General features: G+C 54.8%; 1 pseudogene. It reads left to right on the plus strand.

The window, feature by feature from the left end:
- Positions 1 to 152 (plus strand): annotated as a pseudogene (locus SCA31_RS23035) (DNA-packaging protein); the annotation flags it as partial.
- Positions 153 to 279: the final 127 nt, after the last annotated feature.

Consider the following 279-nt stretch of genomic DNA (forward strand, 5'->3'; position numbering starts at 1 on the left):
TCCCCCTGTCGGTGCAGCGGCGTTTTCCGGAACTGGAAAACCGACATGTTGATTTCCTGAAACGGGATATCATCAAAGCCATGAACAAAGCAGCCGCGCTGGATGAACTGATACCGGGGTTGCTGAGTGAATATATCGAACAGTCAGGTTAACAGGCTGCGGCATTTTGTCCGCGCCGGGCTTCGCTCACTGTTCAGGCCGGAGCCACAGACCGCCGTTGAATGGGCGGATGCTAATTACTATCTCCCGAAAGAATCCGCATACCAGGAAGGGCGCTGG

Source organism: Chryseobacterium sp. SIMBA_028 (genome assembly GCF_046535285.1).
GTDB lineage: Bacteria > Bacteroidota > Bacteroidia > Flavobacteriales > Weeksellaceae > Chryseobacterium.